Genomic DNA, 20,578 nt, shown 5'->3' on the forward strand with positions numbered 1-20,578 from the left:
GGATTGCTTGACGCCATACCAAGCATGGTAGAAACTACTGTCAACTTTTCCTGACAGTTGCGAATTGGGATATTTTCAGTGCGTCTTGAAGTCTTATGTGAAGATCGACTCGGCTTAACCCGAGAATTACTCGATATTTTAGCGTCAAAAAGTATCGATTTACGTGGTATCGAAATCGACATCAGCGGCATTATCTATCTAAATTGCCCAGATATTGACTTTGATACGTTCAGTGAATTGATGGCTGAAATCCGCCGTATACCGGGGGTGAAAGACGTACGTAAAATCCAGTTTATGCCGATGGAGCGCCACAACACTGAGCTGCTCTCATTGGTAGACAATTTGCCTGATCCGGTTTTTGCCATTGATCTTAGAGGCGCCGTTGATATGGCAAACATGTCTGCCTTGTCACTACTTGGGCTTCACAAGCAAGAAGTGATTGGCACTCCAATTGGTACCTTATTACCAAGCGTACGTTTTTCTCGTTGGACGGAAGGCGTTAATGGTCGTACACGAGAAAATCTCGTTATTGATGGCTTAGATTATATTCTTGAGCTTATGCCTGTTTATATCCGAGATGAGGCACAAAACTCGACCTTAGCCAGTACTCTTATGACGATTCGTTCTAATCAACAAGTCGCCAAAATTGAAGAAGCGCTACCACTGCACAACCCACTTGGTTTTGAACATTTTGTTGGGTTGTCCAATCGCCATAAAGCATTAATGAACCAAGCCAAAAAGTTGTCCGTACTTGATCAACCGCTATTGATTGAAGGGGAGACTGGCACTGGTAAAGAAATGCTAGCTAAAGCGTGTCATAGCCGCTCAAGTCGTGCGAGCAAACCGTTCTTAGTATTAAGCTGCGCTTCAATGCCGGACGATGTCGCGGAAACAGAACTATTCGGCCATGCTCCGGGGTCATTCAATCATGAGCAAGGGCACAAAGGGATTTTCGAACAAGCGAACGGTGGCACGGTATTTCTTGATGAAATTGGTGAGATGAGTTCACACCTGCAAATTAAGCTTCTTCGTTTTCTCCAAGATGGTAACTTCCGCCGTGTGGGCGCAGAAGACGAGATGCACGCCGATGTCCGCATTATCGCTTCAACCAAACATAACTTGGCTGAATTATCTGAAGCAGGCTTGTTTCGAGAAGATTTATACTACCGTTTAAATGTGTTGACGTTAAGCATCCCAGCTTTACGCAAGCGCTCAAACGACGTCGTGCCATTACTGGATTTATTTGTGGCTAAGCATGCTCAGCAACTTGGTATCGATAAACCTGAGTTTGATGAAGGGTTAGTGGATGCGTTAGCTAATTATCAATGGCCTGGAAATATGCGCCAGCTCGACAATATGGTACTGCGCGCGTTGACTGAAATGGATGGCGATTTGTTAAAAGCTGAACACTTTAATTTACCACAGCCGCAGACAGTAGGTGGCGGCAACATCACTCTCAACATCGACGGCTCTCTGGATGAGATAATGAGTGACTACGAATCCCAGATATTGGAACGTTTATATCAGTCATTCCCCTCAAGCCGAAAGTTGGCCAAACGTTTGAATGTCTCGCACACTTCTATCGCCAATAAACTGCGTGATTATGGGATTCGCAAGAATTAAATCGAGTCAGATGGTAAACGGGGATTGTCATTTGTAATGGAAGATAAAAGCTCATCCATCGCCGTTCATAAGCAGGACGGCGACTTACTTCTGCGTACTGCTGAGATTGGCGACGCCGACATGATTGCCGAGTATTTCCAAATTAACCGAGAGCACTTAAAACCATTTGAACCAGCTCGTGATGACGTGTTTTACTCTGTCAATGGTTGGCTAAAAAGGCTCATTAAACTTAACGAGTTGCACCGTATGGGGCTTGGTTATTATTGTTTGTTGATCAATGCAAACTCAGGTGAGATGTTAGGTACGATCTCGCTTAGCAGTCTGAGTCGATTCCCATTTTATTCGTGCAACGTTGGCTACTCCTTGGCAGAAAAAGCACAAGGCCATGGCTATATGCGCCGCGGTTTAAAAATGGCTTGCGAATATATGTTTGATGTCCAAAAGCTACATCGCATCCAAGCGGGCTATATGCCGCATAACAAACGAAGTGAGGCGGTGTTAGAGCACGTTGGTTTTAGTAAAGAAGGTTACGCAAAAGACTACCTTTTGATCAATGGGAAATGGCAAGACCATGTGTTAGCGTCATTAACTAATCCAAGTTGGCAACAAGAGAAACATTAGTATGGGATGGTTAGAAAAGCCGCAGAAGCTTTGTTTGGCAAGCTTGCAGAGAACCAGACCAACAACTATTCGCGCTATAACATGAATTTGAAGTTGCAGAGTGTGATGACGCAGAAGATGCTCAAGCACTCGAACGGTTGATTCCAGTGCTCTTGAACGATCATAATGATGGTCAACGTTGGAAAGCGCATGGTGTCACTCGTGAACAAGTGCTTACTATTAATAAATGAATTGAAGTTGGCGTTGTTCCCTTATGGAACAAAGCCAAAAATTGATTGAAAATGCCACTATAAAAGGTTGGCTGAAGTCGTAATAAAGGAGACTGAATGTCTTATTTGCCTTTGGACGAATACCAAAGAAAATGGATTTTTACTCACCAGTCAATGCCGGTGCCAAAAGAAGACTTAGCGTTAATAAAACCAATGAGCCAAGCGCGATCAGCTCAGTTTTGGAAAGAGAATATTAGTGCCCAAAGTCCAGATATGGATCACTTAAGCTCCCAAGATTGGCCTATGAATGAGCCTAATTGGTCAAAAACGGTCGATTGGATGGCGGTATGGGAATCGGATGAGCCAGAAATGCCACAAGAAGTAGAAGTTCATATTGATTGGCAAGATGATGTGACCGTGTACTTTTGCTATGAGAAGTACAATGTAATCGAAACAAAATGGTCGATTTTTAAAAAGCATTGGAAAAACTTTCTCTTTTATGACGATGGTCCGATATTAATTGGACGCCGTCGCTCACAAGCGCTTTGGTTTGATTCAAAAGGCAATGTGAAACTCGGTGTCCGTCAATAAGTTATTTTTTACCAAAGCCACCCTCTGAGGTGGCTTTGTTTTGCCTAAAGACTCGATAGTGGGCTTAACACACCGCCTGCACCTCGTTCGATGACGTGCGTGTAGATCTGTGTTGTCTTAACATCGGTATGTCCTAACTGTTCCTGAACGGTCCTAATGTCAGCCCCAGATTCTAATAAGTGGGTTGCAAAGCTATGCCGTAGTGTATGGCAAGTCACAACTTTCTCAATTCCAGCATCTTGTGCAGAACGCTTTACCGCTCTTTGTATCGCACTTTCATTGATATGGTGTCGTCTTAGTTCTCCAGTTTCTCGATCAATACTTAACTTGGCTGACGGGAACAAAAAATGCCAGTTAAAATCCAACTCTGCTTTTGGGTATTTGCGTCTTAATCCTTCAGAAATATAGACCCCCGCGTATCCTGGCATGTGCCGATCTTTAAAATAATAATTTCTCGCGAGACTTACTTGCGCTTTAAGTGGCTCGTGCAGTTCTTTTGCTAACGTGACCGTTCGGTTTTTTCCTCCTTTTCCTTGCCATACACGAATAGCGCCATAGTCATAATCAATGTCTTGAACTCTTAACCTCAAACATTCCATCACTCGAAGGCCTGAACCATAAAGTAATTGAGTGTGTAGCTTATATTTCGGATCCATATGCTGAACGAACCTTCTGACTTCTTCGCGTGTTAGTACAACAGGTAGTTTCTTCTCAGTTAGTGACTTTTGAAACCTCATATCAAGGGATAAAGGGGTTTGAAAGTAGTCTCTGTATAAGAAAGAGATTGAATTAAGTGCCAAAGCTTGCGTTTTTACTGCGACTTTTTCTTTAACAGCTAGATGGCTAAGAAATTGAACAACATCGTCTTCAGCTAATGTGGAAGGATGTGCAAGCTGGTGGAAAGCTATGAAGCGCTTTATCCAAAATAAGTAGCTATCAATTGTTTTGTTGGCATAGTGACGGGTAATCATATGTTCTTTAACACTCAATAAAAACTGACTTTTCATTGTTATCTTTACCTGTTTATTTATACAGTTTTGATAATTTATCACTCTTCTCAAAATTAACGTTCTTTTAGCCGTCTAATTGCGCGCTCGAACACACATATCCATACTATTTTTCTATTTGTTTCATGTAGGTAAGTGCTAACATTCATATTTATTTTGTCGAGAAAGAGGGCGGTAGCTTGCTTGAAAGGCGGCAAATAGCCGTATAGAAAGCGTTATACCACTTCGGAGATAAAATGCGTGAGCAATTAAAAAATCTGACAGAGAATGACTACTGGGTTTATGGTGTAACTGAATCCGACTTCAATCATGCAGTATCAATTGTGCGTGAAATGATAGAAGCGCGAAATCATCAGTATGAATCTGAAGCCGCAAGGGTTCGTAGTGAAAGCTCTGAAATTGCGGATGATATTCTTGATGATGTTGCTTACTATCGTTATACCGATAATCAGTATCTTTGGCAGTTTGCTCTCTGGAGGCTTCAGGGATTAATTGAAGCAGTTATCACTTATCAGCTTGTAGATAAAAATGCCAAGAAGCTGTTCGGGCTTAAGTCAAAACTAGAAGCTTTAGTTAACAGTGGCTATCAAATCGAGCAACATGAGATCGACGAGTTGCTACTTTGGGCAAACCTAAGGAACGCAATTTCTCATGCTCCCCCGGAACAGTTTCGACCTATTCCATTATGTGAAGACGATATTGTTGAATACCAGATGTTTGTAAAAAGGCTGTTTGTGAGATGGCATTCAGTGAAAAACGTTGAGACAGTGGTATAACAAACTGTTCAAGAGGGATTCGCAACGCGTGGCATTTTCACTATGCGTTAGTTTTAGTGTTTAAGGTGGTATGCGGCGGCTTCAATATTGCGTTGCTCACCCCTTAACAGGGCGTTATATGCTTTCAAAATCTTTGAGCAAAAGGGAGTTTAAAATGATTTTAAATCACGTCTCAGTTGGTGTTTCAAATGTGGTATCTGCCGTGGGTTTTTACGACTCAATTCTATCCGCGTTGTTCATAAAACGCTCTCATTACATCGAAAATGTAGCGGCTGCCTACGGGGAAAACTTTGAGTTTTGGGTCGGTTGTCCATGTGAAAATATTGCATCTTCGGGGAATGGTACTCACATTGCTTTCAATGCGCCGAATCAAGATGCCGTTGATCAGTTTTATGCTACTGCATTGGAGCTTGGTGGTTCGTGTGCAGGCAAGCCAGGTTTGCGTCCTGAGTACGGTGAAACTTACTATGCGGCGTTTGTCCGAGATGTTGATGGAAACAAACTTGAAGCAGTCTTTATGTAGTTGAAACTACGCATATAACAAAGCGTTTAAGACGGATTCACAACGCTTGGCATTTTTAGTTTAAATCGGCTTAAGTGTTTACGGTACAATGATTTAGGTTTCGTGGTTGCGTTGTTCACCACTTAACGCGGCGTTATACCACTTCGGAGATAAAATGCGTGAGCAATTAAAAAATCTGACAGAGAATGACTACTGGGTTTATGGTGTAACTGAATCCGACTTCGATCATGCAGTATCAATTGTGCGTGAAATGATAGAAGCGCGAAATCATCAGTATGAATCTGAAGCCGCAAGGGTTCGTAGTGAAAGCTCTGAAATTGCGGATGATATTCTTGATGATGTTGCTTACTATCGTTATACCGATAATCAGTATCTTTGGCAGTTTGCTCTCTGGAGGCTTCAGGGATTAATTGAAGCAGTTATCACTTATCAGCTTGTAGATAAAAATGCCAAGAAGCTGTTCGGGCTTAAGTCAAAACTAGAAGCTTTAGTTAACAGTGGCTATCAAATCGAGCAACATGAGATCGACGAGTTGCTACTTTGGGCAAACCTAAGGAACGCAATTTCTCATGCTCCCCCGGAACAGTTTCGACCTATTCCATTATGTGAAGACGATATTGTTGAATACCAGATGTTTGTAAAAAGGCTGTTTGTGAGATGGCATTCAGTGAAAAACGTTGAGACAGTGGTATAACAAACTGTTCAAGAGGGATTCGCAACGCGTGGCATTTTCACTATGCGTTAGTTTTAGTGTTTAAGGTGGTATGCGGCGGCTTCAATATTGCGTTGCTCACCCCTTAACAGGGCGTTATAACCTTAGAGGGAAAATGGAACTTAGAGCATTTGAAAAGGAAGATCATGATCTGCTAATCGGTTGGATCGACTCGGATAAATTGAATTATCAATGGGGCGGTCCAAATTTTGAGTTTCCATTGGATTCAGTGCAAATTTCTAACCACTGTTCCCAAGCGGATGTGTTTCCCTTTATTTTCATTGTCTCAGATCAGAGTGCTGGTTATGTTGAACTCTTCAAAGTTTCCGAGTCGCACTTTAGGATTTTCCGCGTATTTGTTTCAGACAACTTTCGCGGAAAGGGCGTTTCAAAGCTCATGCTTGGTCAGTTAATCGAGCTAGCAAAAGAAAAATACAGCGCTAGCTTACTATCACTGGCCGTATTTGAACGAAACATAGTTGCGAGAAATTGTTATGAGTCTCTTGGTTTTACCGTTACATCGCATGAAAATGGCTCTCGTTCTTTCGATGGTGAGGTTTGGGGTCTTATACGCATGGAAAAACGGTTATAACAAAGCGTTTAAGACGGATTCACAACGCTTGGCATTCTCAGTTTTATTCTGCTTAAGTGTTTACAGCACAATGGTTTAGGTTCAGTGGTCGCGTTGTTCACCACTTAACGCGGCGTTATGTGAATTGGAGGTATCAGTGGACAAGGTAGTCAAAAATCGTTTCGACGAATACCCAGCAAATGTTCGAGTTCGGCTCGAAGAGTTGCGTTCTCTAATCCTAAAACTCTCTTCGGACTTAGACTTAGGTGAAGTTGAAGAGTCTTTGAAATGGGGTGAGCCAAGTTACAGCGTAATGACGGGTAGCCCAGTTCGTATTGACTGGAAATTAAAGTCACCAAACAGCTATTATATATTCTTCAACTGCCAAACGAAACTTGTCGACACATTTCGAGAGTTGCATGGCGATGTATTGCAGTTTCAAGGTAATAGAGCAATCGTATTAAGCTTATCAGAGCCATTGCCAGTATTAGATCTCAAACAATGCTTAGAGCTTGCCTTAACATATCAACACCGAAAAAACTTGCCGTTTCTTGGCGCGCGATAGGTATTCACATAACAAAGCGTTTAAGACGGATTCCCAACGCTCGGCATTTTTGGTTTGCTTCAGCTTAAGTGTTTACGGCACAATGGTTTAGGTAGGGTGGTCTGCGTTGCTCACCACTTAACGCGGCGTTATGTGAAAGGAGTAAAAAATGAGTTCTGACAACATAAAAAATGTGGTTTTTGACATCGGTAATGTTGTTGTTCGTTGGGCTCCTTTGGAGATCATTAGGCTTACTTTTGGTGAAAAAAACTCTCTCGAAGAGCAAGCAAAATCAATATTTCAGTCTGAAATTTGGCTAAGTTTGAACAAGGGGCAGATAACTGAAAGTGACGCAAAAGCTCAGTACCAAGAAGCCATAGGTTTAACCGAACTAGAATGTGAACGCCTTTTTTATTATGTGAAGCAAACACAAATCCTAATCTACGGTTCCGTAGACCTTATTAAACGCTGTAAATCTGCAGGCTATAACGTATTAGCGTTAACAGATAATGTGCATGAAATTGTATCTCACTTAAAAGCACGCTATACATTCTGGGATTTGTTCGATGGCGCAACAGTATCTGCGGAAGTCGGTTTACTGAAGCCTCAACCAGAAATCTACCACTCACTACTCTCTCAACATGATTTACAAGCTTCAGAAACCGTGTTCATTGACGATATGTCATACAACGTTAAAGTTGCAGAGGCAGTCGGTATGTCAGCTATTCAGTTTGTAAGTGCAGCTCAATGTGAGCAAGCTTTAAAGTCACTGGGAGTTCAGCTCTAATGGCAGGATTTCACATAACAAAGCGTTTAAGGCGGATTCACAACGCTTGGCGATTTCCGCTCAAATCCGTTTTAGTGTTTAAGGTACAATGAGTTAGGTTTGGTGGTAGGCGTTGTTCACCACTTAACGCGGCGTTATGTTCTAAGGTGAAAAATGAGAAATCAAGGAATGATATTAGTTGCTTTCATCTTATCAACTGTTCAAGCTTTTTGGGCGTATTTGCTTCATAACGACATGGTTTCAGTTGAAATATTCCAATGGATAGTCTCGGTAATATATATCCCGTTGTATTTCGTTCTTCTGTTGATTGGTGGATTATTAGAAGTAGTCTTTGGGCTGAATCTGCTAAAAGGTGGAGTTGCTTTTCCCTATCTACATGATGCTTTATGGGCAGTTGGTAGCATACTATTACTTCCTCTAAATCTGTGGCTTTTGAAGTTAGGCGTACGCTGTAAATTACGAACATAACAAAGCGTTTAAGACGGATTCCCAACGCTCGGCATTTTTGGTTTGCCTCAGCTTCAGTGTTTACGGCACAATACTTTAAGTGCAGTGGTCTGCGTTGCTCACCACTTAACGCGGCGTTATGTGCTTGGAGATAAAATGAGAAAGCTGTCAATCATTACATTGGGTGTATCAAATATCGAGTTTTCCGCAAAGTTCTATGAAGCCGTGCTTGGTTTAGAACGCACAGATTATCAATCTGATGAGATTGTATTCATGGATATTGATGGTCCGGAATTAGCTCTGTATCCCAAATCCGAATTAGCAAAAGATGTTGGTGTTGAACCAAATGGTTCAGGTTTTGCCGGTATTACATTGGCTAGAAATGTTAGTTCGTCTTGTGAAGTTATTAGTCTGCTGAAAAAAGCTGAGGATAATGGTGGAAAAATCGTCAAACAAGGACAGCCTGTGTTTTGGGGTGGTTTTTCAGGTTACTTCTCTGATCCAGATGGTTATTTGTGGGAGATAGCTGTAGATTTAGAGCTCTATAAAGCAGAAATCGAGCAACGCACATAACAAATTGTTCAAGAGTGATTCGGCACGCGTGGCATTTTTACTGTGCGTCAGGTTTAGTGGTTAAGGTGGTATGCAGAAGCTTAGGTATTGCGTGCCTCACACCTTAACAAGGCGTTATGTGACCCGAGTAAAATGTGAGACCTCTCGCACGTGAGATTTAGTTGCATATAAAGCTGTATGTGAATAGTAATACCCTAATAGTCTTCGTTATTACAAAGGTGGCACATAATGTATTTCTGGAATATTGAGTCTCTCAAACGTGATATCGTCGCTGAGCGACTAACAGAGAAAGACAGGTTCAAATACGCCCTTATTTATATCGTGTTTAGTATTATAGCGTTAGAGTACTTTCAACAGGAAAATTCAGGGAAACTGAATTTATGGCTTCAAGTCGAAGCTGCTCTAAATGTTATTATTGTACTTTTAGGAACTTACTTTGCTTACAGGGCGAATGGCGGTGAAAATGGCCAAGACTTTTTGGGTCGTTATTTCAGTATCAGCTTTGTAGTTTCAATTAGATTTTCGGTTTTACTTTTCCCTATGATTTTTGTTGTACTGATGTATCACTCTGCATTCGGGGCGGAAAGTGAGCTGGTTTCCACAAGTCCGATCGAAATCTGCATGTTCTTGCTCTGGACTGCTCTTCTGTATGCAAATATCGTTAAGCATATGGGGTTGAGAAACGTCACATAACAAGGCATTTAAGAGTGATTCCCAACGCTCGGCATTTTTCATTCCATCGTTGGGTTTCGTGTTTATGGCGCATTGGTTTAGTGCTGTGGTAGCGTTGCTCACACCTTAATGCGGCGTTATGTGCTTGGAGATAAAATGAGAAAACTGTCAATCATTACATTGGGTGTATCAAATATCGAGTTTTCCGCAAAGTTCTATGAAGCCGTGCTTGGATTAGAACGCACAGATTATCAATCTGATGAGATTGTATTCATGGATATTGATGGTCCGGAATTAGCTCTGTATCCCAAATCCGAATTAGCAAAAGATGTTGGTGTTGAACCAAATGGTTCAGGTTTTGCCGGTATTACATTGGCTAGAAATGTTAGTTCGTCTTGTGAAGTTATTAACCTGCTGAAAAAAGCTGAGGATAATGGTGGAAAAATCGTCAAACAAGGACAGCCTGTGTTTTGGGGTGGTTTTTCAGGTTACTTCTCTGATCCAGATGGTTACTTGTGGGAGATAGCTGTAGATTTAGAGCTCTATAAAGCAGAAATCGAGCAACGCACATAACAAATTGTTCAAGAGTGATTCGGCACGCGTAGCATTTTTACTATGCGTTGGTTTTAGTGATTAAGGTGGTATGCGGAGTCTTCGGTATTGCGTGCCTCACACCTTAACAAGGCGTTATGTGCTTTCTCTAAAACCCATCAGATTCACTAAAACTTTTTTCTAGCTGGCCGCATCGGTTGTTTTGAATTGGCACCCTTTAAAATGCCGTTTTGATGCCTTATTTTGGCTAAAACGGGGTGTTTTAAGTGTCTGTTTTTATTGGTTTTGTTTTTCTTGAGAACTTTCAGGTAAATGGTAGTCTTCAAATCAAATATTTTTTGGAGCTACAGCATGGAAAAATCAAAGCAATTATATAATCAAGTAAACTTCTCACATCAGAATTTGCAAGAACATATCTTTAGCAATTGTACTTTTATACATTGTAATTTTAAGCGGTCAAACCTTCGAGATTCACAGTTCATTAACTGTACTTTCATAGAGCAGGGGGCACTGGAAGGGTGCGATTTTTCTTATGCTGATCTCCGAGATGCTTCATTTAAAGATTGTCAGCTTTCAATGTCCCATTTTAAGGGGGCAAATTGCTTTGGTATTGAACTGAGAGATTGTGATCTTAAAGGGGCAAATTTTAGCCAAGTTAGTTTTGTAAATCAGGTTTCGAATAAAATGTACTTTTGCTCTGCATACATAACAGGTTGTAACTTATCCTATGCCAATTTTGAGCAGCAACTTATTGAAAAGTGTGATCTGTTCGAAAATAGATGGATTGGTGCAAATCTTCGAGGCGCTTCATTTAAAGAATCAGATTTAAGTCGTGGCGTTTTTTCGGCAGACTGCTGGGAACAGTTTAGAGTACAAGGCTGTGATTTAAGTCATTCAGAACTTAATGGTTTAGATCCTCGAAAGATTGATCTTACAGGTGTAAAAATATGCTCGTGGCAACAGGAGCAGTTACTGGAGCAATTAGGGGTAATAATTGTTCCTGACTAAGCGCAAGATTCGGCTACGCACATAACAAAGCATTTAAGACGGATTCCCAACGCTCGGCATTTTTGATTTATTGTGAATTTAGTGTTTACGGTACAATGCTTTAAGTCCAGTAGTCTGCGTTGCTCACCACTTAATGCGGCGTTATATTTTCTGAGGTAATGATGAAGATTTTTGAGTTTAAAGTGAAAACAGACCAAAGTTTCGATATGAGTTATAGGTTCACATCTGAATTTAAGCTATTGAAGTTTCGTTCACTTATTGAAACAGGCGGTAAAGCTAGAATTGATAACAAGTGGTTAGAAGTCAAAGACGGATATCTAATACACTATAAAGATGGCCGCCATAACGGGCCTTCATACTCAATGCCAATCGAAGGGATTATAGATACTATTGATGCTCTATATCCTGCTAAATAGCCAGGACTCTCTACTCCAAATATAACAAACAATTTAAGAGTGATTCAGCACGCTTGGCATTTTTGGTTTGGGTATAGTTCAGTGTTTACGGTGTTCAAATTAAGTTCTGTGGTCGCGTGCTTCACACCTTAATTGGGCGTTAGTTGCTAATTAGAAAGGTTTAGATATGGATGATTTAATAAATGCAGTACTTAGACTTTTTGGTGCTGCTATAAAATTTGTTCTTGAGATAAGAGTCGTTGAACTTTTCTTCTACGGTGTTGGTTTTGTGGTATCCAAATCCTTTACGTTAGGAAAGTATCCTTCCAAAGAATCTGACAAAATTAAGGTCAATTATATTGGATTAATTACCGTGGTAATTTGTCTCATTGCAATTGGTGTTTTCAATACTTCACAACGAATAACTTAACTGCGCAACTAACAAGGCGCTTAAGTCTGATTCGTGAACGCGTGCCATTTTCGCTTCGCTCTAATTTTGGCACACTTTCACTCACAGCTTAGCTTGGCGTTAGTTTGCAAAGGGCAGAAAAGCGTTTGTAGTCTAAGATCCTAGTCCGGTTTTTATGCTTTACACCTGTTCGTTTTCCAATCTCACGAACTTTCCGGTGGCACTGTGTTGGAAGCGTTTGCGGTGCGTTAGTCACTTACTGGTTCTAACATTGTTGCTAATTCGTTGGTGCGTTTTCTTTGTTTTGGGGACTAATTTCGTTAACAAATGGCTTGGTCACATTTGGTTGTCAGGTTAGTCGAACGAATCCTTTGTCAGTTAAAGCGCTTCAAACCGTGGTTATATTCCGCATGTCGCTTCTTAGCCAAGTGCGTTTGTCGGTTGTATTTTAATTCTTAGCTGCCCGTTTTACTTTTGTGTTCAAAGCCAGTAGTTTCATAGTTAATTCAGCATCTTGGCGCTAAACCTTGGTTTCATCGCGGTGGCAAACTAACAAAGCGCTTAAGACAGATTCGCAACGCGTAGCATTTTTAGTATGCGTTGATTTATGTGTTTAAGGTGTTATGCGGTGGCTTCGTATTGCGTTGCTCACTACTTAGCTTAGCGTTATGGGCAAGGAGATAAAATGGAACTTATTCACTTAGAAAGTACGGATGATCTATATCAAGATGCCTTGGATTTACGGTACGACTTGTTCTTTCGAACTCCTGGTCTTCCTCGAGAAATAATGTTTGATGGGCTTGAAAGCAGCAGTCTTCATGTTGCAGTAGTAAATAATGGTTCATTGTGCGCATATGGCAGACTAAGCGAAGAAAGCCCCCGACGATTTAAGATTTCTCAGATGGTCGTCCGCCCGAGTATGCAAGGTCAGGGCTTAGGCACTAGAGTTCTAACAAAACTGACACATGAAGCACTCGAAAAGGGTGCTGAAGAAATATACTTAAATGCTAGGCTACATGCCGTATCAATGTATGAAAAATTGGGCTTTCAGGCATCAGGTCAATCTTATGTGGCTAAGAGCACTGGCGTACCTCATATCAAGATGATCAGGCGCGTCTAAATTGCCCATAACAAAGCGTTTAAGACGGATTCCCAACGCATGGCGTTTTCAGCTTTCTTCCGTTTAAGTGTTTATGTCACAATGGTTTAGGTAGGGTAGTAGGCGTTGCTCACCACTTAACGCGGCGTTAGCCGTCATGGAGCTTGCTATACTCAAAGTGATAGCATAGTATCACTTTAGTATTCCTTTGGAGCAGCTCTCATGAAAGTAGAACTAGTTACATCACTCAAACGTCAAGCAACTAAGATCCTCGCCGATCTCCACGACACCAAAGAACCAGTGTTAATTACTGAGCATGGTAAGCCATCTGCGTATCTAGTTGATGTTGATGACTACGAATTTATGCAAAATCGTTTAGCTATTCTTGAGGGTATTGCACGAGGTGAGCGTGCACTAGCTGATGGTAAAGTTGTAAGTCATGATGAAGCCAAGGACAAAATGTCAAAATGGCTGAAGTAATCTGGACTGAACCAGCGTTATCTGACCTCAATGATATCGCTGAATACATCGCACTTGAAAATATCTTAGCTGCAAAGCAGTTAGTACAAACGATCTTCTCCAAAGTCGAACGCCTACAAACTTTCCCAGAGTCAGGTCGTATTCCACCCGAGCTAGAACATTTAAGTTATCGTGAAGTTGTCGTTAATCCATGTCGTGTTTTCTATAAACAAGACGATGACAAAGTGTTTATTCTGTTTGTTATGCGTGCAGAGAGAGATTTGCGTAAGTTCTTGTTGGGTAAGCAATAGCCTTTGGGAATGAGCGGCTAACAAACTGTTTAAGAGTGATTCGCAACGCGTGGCATTTTTACTATGCGTTGCGTTTAGTGTTTAAGGTGGTATGCGGGAGCATCGGTATTGCGTTGCTCACACCTTAACAGGGCGTTAGTTGCACGAGGAGGTTTCGTGGAAGAATTATCAGGTGGAAGAGAATCAGCAATATATCGAGATGGTGAAGTTGTCTATCGTCCTCTTCAGCCGTGGAGTCCTACAATTCACCTTATTTTGAAACACCTCGAGCGCGAAAATGTAGCTGAATCTCCAAGATTTCTTGGTATTAACCAAGAACAGGAAGTCCTAAGTTTTGTTGTTGGTAATACTTATAACTACCCTCTAATCGGTGCAATTGCGACTGTGGATGCACTCATATCAGCAGGTAAACTATTGCGTAAAATACATGACTCAACTGTGCCACTTTTGGAACAAGTAGATGTCAATGCACACAAGTGGATGCTAGAGCCAAGAGAGCCTTTTGAAGTTATCTGTCATGGTGACTTTACCCCTTATAATGTTGCTCTATCCGAGAACACAGTTGTAGGTGTATTTGACTTTGATACTGCGCACCCTGCACCAAGAATATGGGATTTAGCATATTCAGTTTATTGTTGGTCGCCTTTCAAAACTGACAGCAATGATAAGTTAGGCACAATCTCTGAGCAGGTAACTAGAGCTAAGTTGTTCTGTGATAGTTACGGTGCAACTATGTCCGAAAGAAATCAACTAGCGGACGCAATGATTGAGCGATTACAGGCTTTAGTTTTGTTCATGCGGAGAGAAGCTGAAAATGGTAATGAAACCTTTGCTGAAAACATAGAGCAAGGTCATCTTCAAGCTTATCTAAATGACATAAAATATATCACTGAAAATAAACAAAAAATTCAGTGCGCATTGTGCAACTAACAAAGCATTTAAGAGTGATTCGCAACGCTTGGCAGTTTCGCTTCGCTCAAGTATAGCCAAGCGCCGCTCACACCTTAATGCGGCGTTAGGAATTATAAGGAAATAGTATGTTTGAAACTAAGTTACAGAATGAATTGGTTCAGTTGTTAACTGCAGGCGCAAGTTTTAAGCTAGCTGCGGGAAGTAAACTACAACAAGAGCTTGTTCAGTTAGCGATTGCAGCAAAAAGTGGTGGCGGAACTTTGACTTTGACAGGTGTAGCGATGAAAACTCAGCGTGAGTTAGTTCAGTTATCTACAGCCGGAAAAGGCTCGATTGTGTTTGCCGAAGATTAATTCCTAACAAACTGTTTAAGAGTGATTCGCAACGCGTGGCATTTTTACTATGCGTTGCGTTTAGTGTTTAAGGTGGTTTGCGGAGGCTTCGGCATTGCGTTGCTCACACCTTAACAGGGCGTTATGTGCTAGGAGATAATAAGGAGCATTATGAACTCTACATTGAGTATCCCTACGGACAATCCTTACAAATTGATGGCAATAATTGGTTCGGTGATATTTATCCTAAGTCTGTATTTTCTCGGATATCAAACGTACCGATTCAATGACTCTGTTTTCGAATCGTTGGAGAAAATTTCGATTATTTCATCAAATGTAGAGTTGTCTGAGTCTGACAAGGATTATCGTATTGCGATTGAAGAACGGAAAATAGAAATAATTGAGAATGATCGGAAGTTTCTACCTTTCGGTTGCGCCATTTTCTCTGCAATAGGTTTATTTCTCGGTTTTTACGGTTTTCGTCATTGGCTGATCGAAGTTTATCCCGTTGAGGATTCTATGAGGAAAGCACAGCTAAAAAACTTGGAACTTTCTAATCAAGAGCGGTCTCGTTTTAAAGTTAAAAAACGCACATAACAAAGCGTTTAAGACGGATTCACAACGCTTGGTGCTCTCGTTTATATCAGCTTAAGTGTTTAAGGTACAATAGTTTAGGCTTGATGGTTGGCGTTGTTCACCACTTAACGCGGCGTTAGATTTCTCCGCGGGAAACATCGAATTCGAGGATTTTAGATCATGGATTATGAAGCGAAGCTACGACTTGCTCACAAAGAGTTAAATGATAAAGGCGTTTGGAAGTCGAACTACAATCCACCGATTGTAAAGTGGCTACGTAAACTTGGAATGTGTTTTCCGCCACCTTATTACCAAAGCTATTTTGCAAACGTTATGCTTTGTGCGACTTTCTTTGCTCCTGTATGGGGGATCTTTCAATGGTTTTTCGTGTGGAACGAGCTAGGTAAACCTGTTTTAGAAGCAGTTTTCATCTCGTTACTTGCTGGCACTTTGTTTGGCTTTATTATGGCAACCTTCTACTGCATTAGACGTAAGCAATTAAATCTAACAGATTGGGGGTCATTGGGAGAATAAGCCCAAAACCTAACAAACTGTTTAAGAGTGATTCGCAACGCGTGGCATTTTCACCATGCGTTGGTTTAAGTGATTAAGGTGGTATGCGGCGGCTTTTGTATTGCGTTGCTCACACCTTAACAGGGCGTTAGTACTGGGTTGGCATCAATAGTCAAAAATTCGGTGTTTATCGGTTTTTCTTTCTAGCTTTACACCTGAACAAATGTGCCTTTCACGTCCTTTCCGGTGGCACTATATGTGGAGTGCTTGCGTTTATTTCACCGTTTACGGTTTCTCACTCACAGGCTATTTCTTTGGCGCGGCTTCTTTTTTGTGGTTGGTTTTTCATCGTAAATTCGGTTCGTTGGCGTGGTTGTTCAAGTCCGATGATCGAATTCTTTGCTAATTTGAATGCGGTGAAAGTTGGGCAGTTTTGTGTGTTTTTCTTCTCGCCAACTTGCGTTTTGAGAGTGGGTTCGAGTTTGGCGACTGTCCGTTTAACTTCTGTGTTTTTAGCCAAAAGTTTCGTGCTATATTTCAACACCTTGGTGTGTGCCAAAGGCTTTGGAGTAGCGTACTAACAAATTGTTCAAGAGGGATTCGCAACGCGTGGCATTTTCACTGTGCGTTGAGTTTAGTGTTTAAGGTGTTTACTGTGTCTTCGGTATTGCGTCGCTCACCCCTTAACAAGGCGTTATGAGTAAATTGGTATTGGAGTCCAAGTTTAATGTCAGAAAAAGAAAAAATGTTAGCAGGTGAGCTTTATGATCCAAGTGATGAAGAGTTATTAAAGCTAAGATTGAACGCTAGATTGTTAACTGAAGAGTTGAATACAACCTCTGTTGAGTTTCAACAAAAGCGTGTTGAAATAATTAAGCACTTGTTCGGCACAACAGGTGACAATATTCACATCGAATCTTCTTTCAATTGTGACTATGGCTCTAATATTCATGTTGGTGATAATTTCTATGCTAATTTCGGCTGCGTGATTTTGGATGTTGCGGAAGTAAAATTTGGTAAGAACTGTTTACTTGCACCTCAAGTTGGAATTTATACTGCGACACATCCCTTAGACCCAATCGAGAGGAACAGTGGTTTAGAGTTAGCAAAGCCAATAACCATTGGTGACAATTGTTGGATAGGTGGTCATGCGGTTATCAACCCTGGTGTGACCCTTGGGAACAATGTGGTGGTAGCCTCTGGTGCAGTGGTAACGAAGAGTTTTGGAGACAATGTCGTAATTGGTGGTAACCCAGCGAAAGTATTAAAAGAAATCAGCGTTAAGCCATAATTCACTCATAACAAAGCATTTAAGAGTGATTCCCAACGTTTGGCATTTTCAGTTCAAGGTTGGGTTTCGTGTTTACGGTGGTATGGTTTAGATTCAGTGGTAGCGTTGCTCACACCTTAATGCGGCGTTAGCTTTCAAGATAAACAATAATCACCTCAAAGAATTAAATTACCAAGTGTTCTAAACTAATTGCTTATTATTAGCGATAAGGAAATGGTTATGTCTGTAGAAAATGATAAACAAGAAGTTACTGTTGTAGATGTAAAAATGCCTTTTATGTCGATGGTTATTTTTATGGTTAAATTGGTTATTGCTTCAATCCCCGCCTTTATAATTCTGAGTATAATTTTTGGTCTTTTAATGGCTTTTTTTGGTGGAATGTTCCATGGAATGGGGCGGTATTAAAAGCTAACAAACTGTTCAAGAGGGATTCGCAACGCGTGGCATTTTTACTATGCGTTGGTTTAAGTGATTAAGGTGATATGCAGCGGCTTCGGTATTGCGTTGCTCACCCCTTAACAGTGGGAATGAGTAAAAACTCTCAGTAAACACCAATGAACAAGAATGAGCTAATACTCGCATAAAAACATGTACTTATATGAATCTGGTTTGTTCTTTGTTGTTCGTGGGTATGGGTGTATGTACAATAATTTTGCTACATATCAGCTACACAAAGGACTTGTGCATGCCCATTAAGAAGAAGATCACCAACACCTCAATCAAAGCACTTACCGTCGTTCAGGGGCGGCTTAATGATACGGAAATTAGCGGGTTTCATGCTCGTATTTCACCCAAAGGCGCAATCAAGTATTACTTTTACTACCGTTTCAATGGCAAACAACGAAATTACTTCATTGGCTCGTCGGATTCACTCACACCCGCTCAAGCGAGAGATTTAGTCAAAGAGAAAGCAGGATTAGTTGCGAGCGGGGTGGATATCCAAGAATCTCGTCATGAAGCGAAAAAGGCAGAGATGCGCAAAAGTCTCACGCTTGGTCGGTTTCTTTCCGAACACTATAAAGATTACTTAATTTCAATGAATCCAAAACGGGCGAGTCAGGCTTATTCTTGCATTGCGAATTCTTTTACCCACCTTTTAGACAAACCATTGGATGAGATCAAAGCTTGGGATATACAGCAGTGGATCACCGAACGCAGAAAGCTAGGCCGCGCACCCTCAACGATAGAATATTGCGTCAATCGCCTTAGAGCGGCATTCAATCGTGCCGTTGAGTGGGAGTTCATAGATAGTCACAATTTAAGCAGCGTGAAACTCATCAAGCAGGATAATACGCGAATACGATATTTATCTAAGGAAGAAGAACAGCGTCTACTGGATAGTATTCAAAACCGAAATCAAAGCATTCGAGCGTCCGATAGAACGAAGAAGCCTCTCATGTTCGTTGATTTCTTAGAGCCATTAGTGATCACCGCTATGAATACAGGCATGAGAAAAGGCGAACTTCAGACTTTACGATGGGAGTATGTTTCTTTCCCCAATCGTTATTTAACCATTCGCTCTGAAAATGCCAAATCAAAGAAGACTCGAACGATACCGCTTAACGATACGGTGCTTAATCTACTAGAGAGTTGGCGAGCACAAAACTCTGATGCCGATTATGTCTTCGTAGCGAATAACCAACCCGTAGAGTTCTTTCAATATCAATGGCAATCATTATTGAAAGAGGCGGGTATTGAGAATTTCAGGTTCCATGACTTGCGGCATCATTTTGCAAGCAAACTGGTAATGGCGGGCGTCGATTTGAATATTGTGCGTGAACTTCTTGGACATGCGGATCTCAAGATGACGTTGCGCTATGCACATTTAGCCCCTGAGCATAAAGCGGCAGCGGTGAATCTAATTGGTTAGGTTACAAAGTAAATCGAGATATCACTCGAATTATCAAGGGCATGGTTTTTTATACAGTGGTATTAGTGCTGTAATTCGGTGTTTAAGTGGTGTTAATTCAAGGAGGGATTGAAGTGAGCCAGTTTAAACGCCGTTATGTCAGGCTTGAGGAAGCTTGTGATAAAACCTATTTAACCAAGTGGGACATACTGGAAGCCATTGAAGAAGAGAAGCTGAGTTTGTATGCGCAGATCTCTGCTCAACGTCTTGGGGCTATTCATCCATCTAGTCAAGGTGTTGCGGCCATCTTCGACTATAAAGGCATTGTTCAACTGACGGACAGACCATCTAAACAGTTTGCGCTTTCGTTAGAGCCAGTACCCGTTCAACACGTCATTGTGGTTGAGCCACATGGGATCAACCGTTGGCGTTCGGTTACGGATGCGTTTGATAACGTATTACAAGCGGACTTTAAGTACTTATCGAGTGCGTTAAACCAACCGAACAAAGCATTCCTTGCTTATACGGCGGTTAATGCTTCCCTAATCACTGAAAGCGTGGTTGGAGAGTTCATCACGAGAGCCTCGAAGATCTTAAACGATGAAAAGGTTCATCAGTATGTTGAGCAATACCCAAGTCAGCGTGGTCAGCGCCTTTCAACCGATACGTTGACGGTTAAACCCTCTCAAATACGGGTTGATATGGAGGAGGTTGTCTGTGTCTTTGGTAAAGCCGCACTCATGAATGGCGGTTGCCAAGCGGTGGATACTACTGAGGCAACGGTAGGCTTAACGGTTAACCCTATTACTAGTCACTGCACTGGAGTGGTTGAAGCACCCACTACTATTCGGTTGAATTCGGTTACCCAACCGATGCCAATCCATCCGATAGCACAAATAGCCTATCGAGTATTACAACTGCATCCTAAAGCGAGAGCGGATAAGGTTTGGAACACCATAAGACAAGATGTGAGAGAAAACGAGTTTAACCGTCAGTTTGATGTTGATACGCTGGTTGAAAGTATTACTCAGGACTCTGTGACGTGGTTTGGCCGCGGAGATAATGAAAATACCATGTCCTACGAATCATTCAGAAAGAATGTATTGGTCGATGTGAGACGGCAAATTAGAACGCTGGGATAAAACGTCGTCGTCATCGTCGTTGATAACGTCATATGACGTTTGCAGTCATTAAGTTGAAACCTCAATGAACAAGA

The 20,578-nt window shown here is 41.4% G+C and carries 29 protein-coding genes; 28 read left to right on the forward strand and 1 reads right to left on the reverse strand.

Annotated elements, in window-relative coordinates:
- Positions 1 to 78 precede the first annotated feature (78 nt).
- The 4 genes from tyrR to AC3D28_RS03425 all read left to right on the forward strand — a co-directional run bounded on the left by tyrR (position 79) and on the right by AC3D28_RS03425 (position 3,044).
- Positions 79 to 1,623 (forward strand): transcriptional regulator TyrR, encoded by a 1,545-nt coding sequence (gene tyrR, locus AC3D28_RS03410; protein WP_098415793.1) that lies wholly within the window; start codon positions 79 to 81, stop codon positions 1,621 to 1,623.
- 36 nt (positions 1,624 to 1,659) lie between these two features.
- A complete protein-coding gene (gene rimJ / locus AC3D28_RS03415; protein ID WP_488535537.1) occupies positions 1,660 to 2,244 on the forward strand; it encodes a ribosomal protein S5-alanine N-acetyltransferase in 585 nt (194 codons plus the stop codon).
- 137 nt (positions 2,245 to 2,381) lie between these two features.
- Positions 2,382 to 2,474, forward strand: a complete 93-nt coding sequence (locus tag AC3D28_RS03420; protein ID WP_488535538.1) for a hypothetical protein — start codon at positions 2,382 to 2,384, stop codon at positions 2,472 to 2,474.
- Positions 2,475 to 2,570: 96 nt separating this feature from the next.
- A complete protein-coding gene (locus AC3D28_RS03425) occupies positions 2,571 to 3,044 on the forward strand; it encodes a DUF2947 domain-containing protein (protein ID WP_488535539.1) in 474 nt (157 codons plus the stop codon).
- A gap of 44 nt (positions 3,045 to 3,088) precedes the next feature.
- On the opposite strand, the gene AC3D28_RS03430 is transcribed toward AC3D28_RS03425, so the two are convergent.
- Positions 3,089 to 4,051 carry an integron integrase gene (locus AC3D28_RS03430; RefSeq protein ID WP_488535540.1) on the reverse strand — a complete coding sequence of 321 codons (963 nt, stop codon included), beginning with the start codon at positions 4,049 to 4,051 and terminating at the stop codon, positions 3,089 to 3,091.
- Between the two features lie 236 nt (positions 4,052 to 4,287).
- Between AC3D28_RS03430 and AC3D28_RS03435 the strand changes: the two genes are divergently transcribed.
- From AC3D28_RS03435 to AC3D28_RS03550, 24 genes are all read left to right on the forward strand, one after another.
- Complete coding sequence (locus tag AC3D28_RS03435; protein WP_488535541.1) at positions 4,288 to 4,827, forward strand: hypothetical protein; 540 nt, start codon at positions 4,288 to 4,290, stop codon at positions 4,825 to 4,827.
- 154 nt (positions 4,828 to 4,981) lie between these two features.
- Positions 4,982 to 5,350 (forward strand): VOC family protein, encoded by a 369-nt coding sequence (locus AC3D28_RS03440; protein WP_488535542.1) that lies wholly within the window; start codon positions 4,982 to 4,984, stop codon positions 5,348 to 5,350.
- 154 nt (positions 5,351 to 5,504) lie between these two features.
- Positions 5,505 to 6,044, forward strand: a complete 540-nt coding sequence (locus tag AC3D28_RS03445) for a hypothetical protein (protein WP_019278123.1) — start codon at positions 5,505 to 5,507, stop codon at positions 6,042 to 6,044.
- 133 nt (positions 6,045 to 6,177) lie between these two features.
- Entirely contained in the window at positions 6,178 to 6,654 is a 477-nt protein-coding gene (locus AC3D28_RS03450) for a GNAT family N-acetyltransferase (RefSeq protein WP_488535543.1), read from the forward strand.
- Positions 6,655 to 6,790: 136 nt separating this feature from the next.
- Complete coding sequence (locus tag AC3D28_RS03455; RefSeq protein ID WP_488535544.1) at positions 6,791 to 7,198, forward strand: DUF1801 domain-containing protein; 408 nt, start codon at positions 6,791 to 6,793, stop codon at positions 7,196 to 7,198.
- Positions 7,199 to 7,346: 148 nt separating this feature from the next.
- Entirely contained in the window at positions 7,347 to 7,964 is a 618-nt protein-coding gene (locus AC3D28_RS03460; protein ID WP_488535545.1) for an HAD family hydrolase, read from the forward strand.
- A gap of 153 nt (positions 7,965 to 8,117) precedes the next feature.
- A complete protein-coding gene (locus tag AC3D28_RS03465; RefSeq protein WP_488535546.1) occupies positions 8,118 to 8,432 on the forward strand; it encodes a hypothetical protein in 315 nt (104 codons plus the stop codon).
- A gap of 135 nt (positions 8,433 to 8,567) precedes the next feature.
- Positions 8,568 to 8,984, forward strand: a complete 417-nt coding sequence (locus AC3D28_RS03470) for a VOC family protein (protein ID WP_488535547.1) — start codon at positions 8,568 to 8,570, stop codon at positions 8,982 to 8,984.
- A 228-nt stretch (positions 8,985 to 9,212) separates the two neighbouring features.
- Positions 9,213 to 9,677: a hypothetical protein gene (locus tag AC3D28_RS03475; RefSeq protein WP_419444306.1), complete on the forward strand. Its 465-nt coding sequence runs from the start codon at positions 9,213 to 9,215 to the stop codon at positions 9,675 to 9,677.
- Positions 9,678 to 9,812: 135 nt separating this feature from the next.
- The gene (locus AC3D28_RS03480; RefSeq protein WP_488535548.1) at positions 9,813 to 10,229 is read left to right on the forward strand and encodes a VOC family protein; all 417 of its coding nucleotides are present in this window, start codon (positions 9,813 to 9,815) and stop codon (positions 10,227 to 10,229) included.
- Between the two features lie 330 nt (positions 10,230 to 10,559).
- Positions 10,560 to 11,216, forward strand: coding sequence for a quinolone resistance pentapeptide repeat protein QnrVC8 (locus tag AC3D28_RS03485; protein ID WP_206627591.1), 657 nt, complete (start codon positions 10,560 to 10,562; stop codon positions 11,214 to 11,216).
- 158 nt (positions 11,217 to 11,374) lie between these two features.
- Complete coding sequence (locus AC3D28_RS03490) at positions 11,375 to 11,632, forward strand: hypothetical protein (protein WP_488535549.1); 258 nt, start codon at positions 11,375 to 11,377, stop codon at positions 11,630 to 11,632.
- Between the two features lie 166 nt (positions 11,633 to 11,798).
- Complete coding sequence (locus tag AC3D28_RS03495) at positions 11,799 to 12,041, forward strand: hypothetical protein (RefSeq protein ID WP_488535550.1); 243 nt, start codon at positions 11,799 to 11,801, stop codon at positions 12,039 to 12,041.
- A gap of 664 nt (positions 12,042 to 12,705) precedes the next feature.
- Positions 12,706 to 13,140 (forward strand): GNAT family N-acetyltransferase, encoded by a 435-nt coding sequence (locus tag AC3D28_RS03500; protein ID WP_060467980.1) that lies wholly within the window; start codon positions 12,706 to 12,708, stop codon positions 13,138 to 13,140.
- Between the two features lie 201 nt (positions 13,141 to 13,341).
- Positions 13,342 to 13,599, forward strand: coding sequence for a type II toxin-antitoxin system Phd/YefM family antitoxin (locus AC3D28_RS03505; RefSeq protein WP_005448240.1), 258 nt, complete (start codon positions 13,342 to 13,344; stop codon positions 13,597 to 13,599).
- A complete protein-coding gene (locus AC3D28_RS03510) occupies positions 13,587 to 13,889 on the forward strand; it encodes a type II toxin-antitoxin system RelE/ParE family toxin (RefSeq protein ID WP_488535551.1) in 303 nt (100 codons plus the stop codon). Before AC3D28_RS03505 ends, AC3D28_RS03510 begins: the two co-directional genes overlap by 13 nt.
- A gap of 156 nt (positions 13,890 to 14,045) precedes the next feature.
- Positions 14,046 to 14,819 carry a phosphotransferase gene (locus tag AC3D28_RS03515; RefSeq protein ID WP_161680526.1) on the forward strand — a complete coding sequence of 258 codons (774 nt, stop codon included), beginning with the start codon at positions 14,046 to 14,048 and terminating at the stop codon, positions 14,817 to 14,819.
- A 107-nt stretch (positions 14,820 to 14,926) separates the two neighbouring features.
- Entirely contained in the window at positions 14,927 to 15,154 is a 228-nt protein-coding gene (locus tag AC3D28_RS03520) for a hypothetical protein (RefSeq protein ID WP_488535552.1), read from the forward strand.
- Between the two features lie 150 nt (positions 15,155 to 15,304).
- Positions 15,305 to 15,730 carry a hypothetical protein gene (locus AC3D28_RS03525; RefSeq protein WP_226422280.1) on the forward strand — a complete coding sequence of 142 codons (426 nt, stop codon included), beginning with the start codon at positions 15,305 to 15,307 and terminating at the stop codon, positions 15,728 to 15,730.
- Positions 15,731 to 15,889: 159 nt separating this feature from the next.
- On the forward strand, positions 15,890 to 16,243 hold the full coding sequence (locus AC3D28_RS03530) for a DUF6404 family protein (RefSeq protein WP_488535553.1): 354 nt from the start codon (positions 15,890 to 15,892) through the stop codon (positions 16,241 to 16,243).
- A gap of 706 nt (positions 16,244 to 16,949) precedes the next feature.
- Entirely contained in the window at positions 16,950 to 17,513 is a 564-nt protein-coding gene (locus tag AC3D28_RS03535) for a sugar O-acetyltransferase (RefSeq protein WP_488535554.1), read from the forward strand.
- A 219-nt stretch (positions 17,514 to 17,732) separates the two neighbouring features.
- Positions 17,733 to 17,918 carry a hypothetical protein gene (locus AC3D28_RS03540; protein ID WP_098415726.1) on the forward strand — a complete coding sequence of 62 codons (186 nt, stop codon included), beginning with the start codon at positions 17,733 to 17,735 and terminating at the stop codon, positions 17,916 to 17,918.
- Positions 17,919 to 18,198: 280 nt separating this feature from the next.
- Positions 18,199 to 19,383 (forward strand): site-specific integrase, encoded by a 1,185-nt coding sequence (locus AC3D28_RS03545; protein WP_488535555.1) that lies wholly within the window; start codon positions 18,199 to 18,201, stop codon positions 19,381 to 19,383.
- Between the two features lie 113 nt (positions 19,384 to 19,496).
- Positions 19,497 to 20,504 carry a hypothetical protein gene (locus tag AC3D28_RS03550; RefSeq protein ID WP_488535556.1) on the forward strand — a complete coding sequence of 336 codons (1,008 nt, stop codon included), beginning with the start codon at positions 19,497 to 19,499 and terminating at the stop codon, positions 20,502 to 20,504.
- The last annotated feature ends 74 nt before the right edge of the window (positions 20,505 to 20,578 follow it).

It is taken from the genome of Vibrio sp. TAP-3B (assembly GCF_057784735.1).

Excerpts from the sequence above, each read along its gene's own strand:
- AC3D28_RS03435 (WP_488535541.1), top strand. The coding sequence starts at position 4,288 with ATGCGTGAGCAATTAAAAAATCTGACAGAGAATGACTACTGGGTTTAT.
- AC3D28_RS03510 (WP_488535551.1), top strand. The coding sequence starts at position 13,587 with ATGGCTGAAGTAATCTGGACTGAACCAGCGTTATCTGACCTCAATGAT.
- AC3D28_RS03425 (WP_488535539.1), top strand. The coding sequence starts at position 2,571 with ATGTCTTATTTGCCTTTGGACGAATACCAAAGAAAATGGATTTTTACT.
- AC3D28_RS03540 (WP_098415726.1), top strand. The coding sequence starts at position 17,733 with ATGTCTGTAGAAAATGATAAACAAGAAGTTACTGTTGTAGATGTAAAA.
- AC3D28_RS03545 (WP_488535555.1), top strand. The coding sequence starts at position 18,199 with ATGCCCATTAAGAAGAAGATCACCAACACCTCAATCAAAGCACTTACC.
- AC3D28_RS03535 (WP_488535554.1), top strand. The coding sequence starts at position 16,950 with ATGTCAGAAAAAGAAAAAATGTTAGCAGGTGAGCTTTATGATCCAAGT.
- AC3D28_RS03485 (WP_206627591.1), top strand. The coding sequence starts at position 10,560 with ATGGAAAAATCAAAGCAATTATATAATCAAGTAAACTTCTCACATCAG.
- AC3D28_RS03450 (WP_488535543.1), top strand. The coding sequence starts at position 6,178 with ATGGAACTTAGAGCATTTGAAAAGGAAGATCATGATCTGCTAATCGGT.
- AC3D28_RS03470 (WP_488535547.1), top strand. The coding sequence starts at position 8,568 with ATGAGAAAGCTGTCAATCATTACATTGGGTGTATCAAATATCGAGTTT.
- AC3D28_RS03460 (WP_488535545.1), top strand. The coding sequence starts at position 7,347 with ATGAGTTCTGACAACATAAAAAATGTGGTTTTTGACATCGGTAATGTT.
- AC3D28_RS03505 (WP_005448240.1), top strand. The coding sequence starts at position 13,342 with ATGAAAGTAGAACTAGTTACATCACTCAAACGTCAAGCAACTAAGATC.
- AC3D28_RS03445 (WP_019278123.1), top strand. The coding sequence starts at position 5,505 with ATGCGTGAGCAATTAAAAAATCTGACAGAGAATGACTACTGGGTTTAT.
- AC3D28_RS03490 (WP_488535549.1), top strand. The coding sequence starts at position 11,375 with ATGATGAAGATTTTTGAGTTTAAAGTGAAAACAGACCAAAGTTTCGAT.
- AC3D28_RS03430 (WP_488535540.1), bottom strand. The coding sequence starts at position 4,051 with ATGAAAAGTCAGTTTTTATTGAGTGTTAAAGAACATATGATTACCCGT.
- AC3D28_RS03500 (WP_060467980.1), top strand. The coding sequence starts at position 12,706 with ATGGAACTTATTCACTTAGAAAGTACGGATGATCTATATCAAGATGCC.
- rimJ (WP_488535537.1), top strand. The coding sequence starts at position 1,660 with ATGGAAGATAAAAGCTCATCCATCGCCGTTCATAAGCAGGACGGCGAC.
- AC3D28_RS03530 (WP_488535553.1), top strand. The coding sequence starts at position 15,890 with ATGGATTATGAAGCGAAGCTACGACTTGCTCACAAAGAGTTAAATGAT.
- AC3D28_RS03465 (WP_488535546.1), top strand. The coding sequence starts at position 8,118 with ATGAGAAATCAAGGAATGATATTAGTTGCTTTCATCTTATCAACTGTT.
- AC3D28_RS03525 (WP_226422280.1), top strand. The coding sequence starts at position 15,305 with ATGAACTCTACATTGAGTATCCCTACGGACAATCCTTACAAATTGATG.
- AC3D28_RS03495 (WP_488535550.1), top strand. The coding sequence starts at position 11,799 with ATGGATGATTTAATAAATGCAGTACTTAGACTTTTTGGTGCTGCTATA.
- AC3D28_RS03440 (WP_488535542.1), top strand. The coding sequence starts at position 4,982 with ATGATTTTAAATCACGTCTCAGTTGGTGTTTCAAATGTGGTATCTGCC.
- AC3D28_RS03520 (WP_488535552.1), top strand. The coding sequence starts at position 14,927 with ATGTTTGAAACTAAGTTACAGAATGAATTGGTTCAGTTGTTAACTGCA.
- AC3D28_RS03480 (WP_488535548.1), top strand. The coding sequence starts at position 9,813 with ATGAGAAAACTGTCAATCATTACATTGGGTGTATCAAATATCGAGTTT.
- AC3D28_RS03475 (WP_419444306.1), top strand. The coding sequence starts at position 9,213 with ATGTATTTCTGGAATATTGAGTCTCTCAAACGTGATATCGTCGCTGAG.